Below are 6207 nucleotides of genomic sequence, written 5' to 3'. Positions count from 1 at the left end.
GAGATCGGCCCGTCCGGACTGTCGGTGCTGGGAAAGGAAAACAGCTCCGCCTCCGCGCCCGCCTCGGAGACCGGCGTCTTCCGCCACCCGGGGCTGCTGCTCACCGAAGCCGACGCCACCCGCATCCGTGCGCACATCAAGGCAGGCCAGGAACCGTGGACGGGCTGGTGGAACAAGCTGTGCGCCGACCGCTTCGCCACCCTGGATACCCGGCCCTACCCGCTGGAGGGGGTCTACCGGGCCGACGGCAGCAAGAACAACCTGTACGTCGACATCTGGCGCGCCTGGTCCCTGGTGCTGCGCTGGAAGCTGTCCGACCCCCAGGACAACCGCTATGCCGACAAGGCGGTGGAGTTCCTGGACGCGTGGGCGAACACGCTGAAGGTGGTCGGAACGGTGCCTCCCGGATCGACCGCCCATGACGACCACACCTTCATCCTGATGGCCGGCATGCAGGGCCACCAGTTGGCGCAGATCGGCGAGATCCTGCGCACCTACCCGGGTTGGGCGCCAGCGAACCTCAGGCGCTTCCAGGAGATGCTGCTCAAGGTCTTCGCCCCGATCTCGTCGTGGTTCCTCAGCGAGGGCCGGATCGGGTCCCACGCCAACTGGGACTTGGCTTCGATGGTCGGTGCCATGGCCATCGGCATCTTCTGCGACAAGCCTGAGCTGTACCGGCTGGCCTGCGATTCGTACGCCGCCAACAACCGCGGCAAGCTGCGGAACTTCGGCAACGGCTCGGCCCTGCACAGCGTGTACTACGTGCACCCTGGCCACTTCGGGCAATGGCAGGAGAGCGGACGCGACCAGGGGCACGCGACGCTGGGCATATCGCTGGGCGGGGACGTGATGGAAATGGCCTGGAACCAGGGCGACGACCTCTACGGGCTGTACAACAACCGCTTCCTCTCGGGCGCCGAGTACGTGGCGCGGACCAACCTGCAGGACGAGAGCGGCAAGCCCTACGCCATGCCGTTCGTGCCTGAGGACAACCCGACCCAGCCGCACACCAACCAATGGACGCAGGTGGCCTTTGGTCCCACCCCTGACGGCAAATACATCGGATTCGGCCGCAACTGCTGGGAGCCGATCTTCAACCACTACGTCAACCGCCTGGGCATCGCGGCACCGAACGTCGCGCGCATGGTGCCGTACTGCGAGGCGAAGTACGGCGGCAGCAGCGACGACATCTGGTGGCCGACGCTGATCCATCGCCGCGCGCCATATGCCGGGCCGATGAAGCCGCCGTCCGGCCTCACGGGGTATTTGAATGACGGCCGGGTCCTGCTCTCGTGGTGGGGGAGCGTGGGAGCGACTTCCTATGTGGTGCAGCGCGGCACGTCGGCCCAGGGCCCCTTCACGACGGTGGCCACGGTGGCGGCCGACCAACTGCTCACCCACACCGATGCGCCAGCCAACGGCACCTGGTTCTACCAGGTCGTTGCGCAAGGCCCCGGCGCGCCGCGTACCGGCTCCAACACGGTTCGAGTCGCGGTACCTGGCGAACTGCGCTTCAGCATGCCGCTGAACGGCCCGACCGGCACAGCCGCTGTCGGCCTGCTGGTGAACCCGGATGGCTCCAGGACGCCCGTGGAGGGGAAGCTGCTGGACGGCGTGACCTGGGGCGAAGGGCGCAACAACGACCAGGCGCCCATGTTCGATGGAAAGTCAGCGGGCATCCAACTGCCGGCGGGTCTGTTCAGCAGCCTGGACGACTTCACGGTGTCCATATGGGCCTATGCCAACGGGTATCGCTGGAACACCTGCATCCTGTTCGCCGGGACCGATGCCAACTCCGCCCTCGGCATTGCCCCCCAGGCCGGCCAAGGTGGATTGCAGTTCGGAATATTCGGCGCAACCGGCAGCGATATACGTGCGGTGGAAGGGCCGAGTGCTCTTCCCACGAGGCGCTGGGTTCATGTGGCGTACACGCAGAAGGGCACGACGGGTCGGATCTACGTCGATGGCGTCGAGGTGGGGAGCGCCACCCACATGACGCTGTCACCGCGTCAGGTGGGCGACCAGGTGACCTTCCTGGGGCGCAACTGGGGACATCCGGCGTTCAACGGGCGCCTGCAGGACTTCCGCGTCTATTCAGGCGCATTGAGCGCTGCAGAGGTCGCGGCCCTGGCGCGGTGAGTGTTGATCCGCGGCCAGTGCTCTCGCATCATGCGGGGCACGGGAGGTTTGCACGAACATGAAACACATCCTCGTTCTTCTTGCTCTGCCTGTTGTTTCAGCCTGCGTCAGCATTGATCTGCCCGGCGTCGTGTCCGACTCTGCGAAAGTTGCCAAGGAAACCTACAGGTCGGTCGCCGGGGCGTCCTCGAGTACCGATTCTTCCGAAAGCGTGTCCAACACCTACATCGGCCAGGAAACACAAACCCCGGCCGAGGTGAAGAGTCTCTGTGTTGGTGAAGCGGCAGCGAAGCTCTTCAAGGCGAGCGGCAAGGAAGTGCCCTACACGATCACGCAGAACACCATCTCGACCGTCAACAACTCGGTTGCCGCCACTTGCACGGTCAAGGCAACCAAGGTCGCTCCGACCCCATCGCCCGGGACGAAGTGACCATCCGGCTTGCCTGGCACACGAGTGCAGAACGGGCGGCGGGAGAGAGGGATCTGTTTCAGGTGCCTGCAGTGACTCCGACACTTTGCTCATCAATAGCCAGCCGCCTCCATGCATACAGGTGGTGGTTCCTCGCTTGCTCGGCAATCTCAATAGGCTTGTTCACGGCGGCCATGGCTGTTGTGCCGTCTTCGAGAACGCTTGCCGTAGGGGGAGCCCTTCTCGGCCCATTTGTGGCCGGTCCCTGGGCGCTCCTGTGTGCATGTGTCTGGTTTCATCCGCAGCGTGGCAACCTCCAGCCTGCCAGCAGGCTTGTTGGTTGGCTACCTGCACCGCTGCAGTCTGCAATTCGCTGGTATGCAGCCGTGTTCCTGCTGTTCTTCGTGGCCGTGGGCGCCGTCGTGGTGCCGCTGCTTTCTCTGGCGCAGCTATGAAGGCGGCCAACCCCTCCGTCGAGCAGACCGTCTGCCCGCCTCGGTAGCGTGCGTCTCGCACGCGCCCACGAGCGCGCCCATGCGTTGCATGCTGCAGGCTGGGCGAGAGGGGTTGCCTGTGCTGCGCCAAGCATTCTCGAGATCGGCCTGGCCGCCAGCCGCGGCGTGTGTTTCGTGGAGGTCCAGGACCGGCTGGGCGGCACACTGGTGCGCGGCACCGGCTTCCTGGTGGCACCGAACGTGATGCTGACCAACCACCACGTGATCATGTCGGCCCGGGAGGCGCAGGGAAGGGCGCAGGCTGGTGATCAAGAGCATCTACAGCGGGCAGGTGTTCGATGCACGCGAGTTCATCGAAGAGGCGTTCCGGATCGAGGCGCGCCGGGAGGCGCTGCGCGAGTCGATGCGGCGCAACGAGGCGCTGGCCACGGTGCCGGCGGCGGCGATGGAAGAGCTGCTGGAGGCCAATGCCCCCTTCAACTGCGAGCATGTCGTGCCGCAGTCGTGGTTCGCCAAGAAGGAGCCGATGCGCGGGGACCTGCACCACCTGTTCGCCTGCGAGTCGCGCTGCAACTCGTTCCGCGGCAACCACGCGTACTTCGACTTTCCGGCGGACGAGGCGGTGCGGGACTTGTGCGGCCGCCGCGAGAAAGACCGCTTCGAGCCGGATGCAGGGAAGGGCGCCGTGGCGCGGGCGACGCTGTACTTCCTGCTGCGCTACCCGCGCGGCATCGACCTCGACGAGAGCCGCATGGATGCGGCCCGCATCGACACGCTGCTGCGCTGGCACGAAGGCGACCCGGTCACCGAGTACGAGCTGCATCGCAACCAGGCGATCTTCGAGGCACAGGGCAACCGCAACCCGTTCATCGATCACCCGGACTGGGCCCGGAAGGTGGCGTTGGCGTCGGCGCTCGAGTGATGTCCGAGTTCCTTGTCACGGCGTTGCGAGCAAGGTCTCCCGCTTGGCCCTACCATGCGCGCCTTTCCCAGCACGACGCCTGCCCATGCCGACACCTGCTGCCAGTGCTCACGCCGTCTCCATCGCCGGCCTCACCAAGACCTACGCCAGCGGCTTTCAGGCGCTCAAGCGGGTGGACCTGGACATTCGCCGCGGCGAGATCTTCGCGCTGCTCGGCCCCAACGGGGCAGGCAAGACGACGCTGATCTCCATCGTCTGCGGCATCGTCACCCCGAGCAGCGGAACCGTCGCGGTGGCCGGCCACGACATCGTGCGCGACTACCGCGTCACCCGCAGCAAGATCGGCTTGGTGCCGCAGGAGCTGGCGACCGACGCCTTCGAGAGTGTGTGGGCGACGGTCAGTTTCAGCCGCGGCCTGTTCGGCCGGCCGCCCGATCCCGCGCTGGTGGAGAAGGTGCTGCGCGAGCTGTCGCTCTGGGACAAGCGACACGAAAAGATCATGGCGCTGTCGGGCGGCATGAAGCGCAGGGTGATGATCGCCAAGGCACTGTCGCACGAGCCGGAGATTCTCTTCCTCGACGAGCCCACGGCCGGCGTCGACGTGGAGCTGCGGCGCGACATGTGGGAGATGGTGCGCCGGCTGCGCGACGGCGGCGTCACCATCATCCTCACCACCCACTACATCGAAGAAGCCGAGGAGATGGCCGACCGGGTCGGCGTGATCAACAAGGGAGAGCTCATCCTGGTGGAGGAGAAGGCCACGCTGATGAAGAAGCTCGGCAAGAAGCAGCTCACCATCGAACTGGACCATCCGCTGGCAGAGGTGCCGGCGGAGCTGGCGCCATGGAACCTCGTGCTCAAGCCGGGCGGCCACACGCTGCAGCGCGAGTTCGATGCGGCCGATCCCGGCGCCGCCGGCGTGGCCCCGCTGCTGCGCCGGCTCGGTGAGCTGGGCATCGGCTTCAAGGACGTGAACACGCAGCAGAGTTCGCTGGAGGAGATCTTCGTGAGCCTGGTCCATGACTCCTCGCGCGCAGAGCGCAAACTGCGAGAAGCGGCATGAGCGCCGCCGCACGGCCGCTCCGAAGGGGGCGCGCTGTCCCTCTCGGAGGGACCTCGCGAAGCGAGAGGGTGCACCAATGAGCGCGACCCAGGTCGCCGCCTTCAACCGCTACGGCGTGTGGGCGATCTATCGCTTCGAGATGGCCCGCTTCCTGCGCACGGTGGGGCAGAGCCTGATCACGCCGGTGATCACCACCTCGCTGTACTTCGTGGTCTTCGGCGCCGTGATCGGCGAGCGCATGCAGAAGGTCAACGGCGTGGAATACGGCGCCTTCATCGTGCCGGGGCTGATCATGCTGTCGGTCTTCACGCAGAGCCTGTCGAACGCGTCGTTCGGCATCTACTTCCCGCGTTTCACCGGCACCATCTACGAGCTGCTGTCAGCGCCCGTCTCCTCGCTGGAGATGGTGATCGCCTACGTGGGCGCTGCGGCCACCAAGTCGATCGTGCTCGGGGTGGTGATCCTGCTCACGGCAGCCTTCTTCGTGCCGTTACGCATCGCACACCCGGTGTGGATGGTGGTCTTCCTGCTGCTCACGGCCGTGACCTTCAGCCTCTTCGGCTTCATCATCGGCATCTGGGCCAAGGGCTTCGAGCAGCTGCAGCTGGTGCCGATGCTCGTGATCACGCCGCTCACCTTCCTGGGCGGCGCGTTCTACTCCATCGACATGCTGCCGCCGCTGTGGCGCACGGTGACCCTTTTCAACCCGGTGGTCTACCTCATCGATGGCTTCCGCTGGAGCTTCGTGGACAGCACCGACGTGGGCGTCGGCTGGAGCCTTGGGGCGACCGCCGTACTCCTCGTGGCCTGCGTAGCGGTGGTGAGCTGGATGGTGCGCACCGGCTACCGGTTGAAGAACTGACAGTGCCTGGCTGCTGAGCGACTCAGGCCGGCGCCGTGCCAGCTGCTCCACCCTTGGCTACAGAGCAATTCGCCGCCATGGCGTATTCGGTGGCATCGCTCTCATTCGCTCACGCACGCATGAGCGAGGCCTCAATGGACCGTACGGTCCTCTCCGTTTGCCTCCGATCGAACCAATGCCATCGCGGCTTTGGAAACTGGCTCCATACGAACAGGTGGATTAGCAGCGGTGAGGCCTCTCAAGAAACTCCTTCCAAGTGACTGACCGGCAATGAGTTTTTCAGGCCGGTTGTGGCGCAGGAACAGGGACGACTTGCATGCCGAGCTTGGCGGCGCGTTGCGACAGCGCGCGCAGCAC

General features: G+C 65.7%; 5 protein-coding genes. All 5 read left to right on the top strand.

What is annotated here, in order from left to right; all coding sequences use genetic code 11:
- The coding region (locus tag E8D38_RS27035; RefSeq protein ID WP_140637381.1) for a LamG-like jellyroll fold domain-containing protein at nucleotides 1–2139 on the top strand (2139 nt) is incomplete at its 5' end.
- 58 nt (nucleotides 2140–2197) lie between these two features.
- Nucleotides 2198–2569, top strand: coding sequence for a hypothetical protein (locus E8D38_RS27030; RefSeq protein WP_140637380.1), 372 nt, complete (start codon nucleotides 2198–2200; stop codon nucleotides 2567–2569).
- Nucleotides 2570–3307: 738 nt separating this feature from the next.
- The gene (locus tag E8D38_RS27025; RefSeq protein WP_219851881.1) at nucleotides 3308–3925 is read left to right on the top strand and encodes an endonuclease I family protein; all 618 of its coding nucleotides are present in this window, start codon (nucleotides 3308–3310) and stop codon (nucleotides 3923–3925) included.
- Between the two features lie 85 nt (nucleotides 3926–4010).
- Nucleotides 4011–4988, top strand: a complete 978-nt coding sequence (locus E8D38_RS27020; protein WP_140637379.1) for an ABC transporter ATP-binding protein — start codon at nucleotides 4011–4013, stop codon at nucleotides 4986–4988.
- A gap of 76 nt (nucleotides 4989–5064) precedes the next feature.
- Nucleotides 5065–5850 carry an ABC transporter permease gene (locus E8D38_RS27015; RefSeq protein ID WP_140637378.1) on the top strand — a complete coding sequence of 262 codons (786 nt, stop codon included), beginning with the start codon at nucleotides 5065–5067 and terminating at the stop codon, nucleotides 5848–5850.
- The last annotated feature ends 357 nt before the right edge of the window (nucleotides 5851–6207 follow it).

Origin of the sequence: Methylibium rhizosphaerae, assembly GCF_006386545.1 — a bacterium.
Taxonomy (GTDB): domain Bacteria; phylum Pseudomonadota; class Gammaproteobacteria; order Burkholderiales; family Burkholderiaceae_C; genus Pseudorivibacter; species Pseudorivibacter rhizosphaerae.
This window is presented reverse-complemented; position numbering and strand designations above follow the sequence as displayed.